We start from the raw sequence: 310 nt of genomic DNA on the forward strand, positions 1-310 counted from the left end.
GAACTGGATCTCGCGGTTCGGTTCGGCCTCAGGGTCCCAGGCTCCGAGTGCGGCGATGTCCGCTGCGGTGATGTTCGCGCCGTCCTCGGTGCGCAACAGGTTCTCCAGCAGAACCTTCAGGCTGAACGGCAGGGTCGCCGAGCCCTCGACCGCGTCCACGCGGAAGATCTGGTACGTCGTACCGGCGACGCTGAGTTCGTCCGCTGCGGAGTAGCTGTTGATGCCCATCGGTCCTCCCGAGGTCGCGGAGATATCTTGATGTCGAGATATTATCCCACTCGACCAGACGAGGCTAGCTGAGGCGGTCTCC

At 63.5% G+C, this 310-nt stretch carries 1 protein-coding gene; it reads right to left on the minus strand.

All coding sequences use genetic code 11. The features are described from left to right. Positions 1–228: hypothetical protein (locus BN358_RS12015; RefSeq protein WP_040583114.1), on the minus strand; the 228-nt coding region annotated here is incomplete at its 3' end. Positions 229–310 lie beyond the last annotated feature (82 nt).

Origin of the sequence: Sedimentibacter sp. B4, from assembly GCF_000309315.1 — a bacterium.
Taxonomy (GTDB): Bacteria; Bacillota; Clostridia; order Tissierellales; family Sedimentibacteraceae; genus Sedimentibacter; species Sedimentibacter saalensis.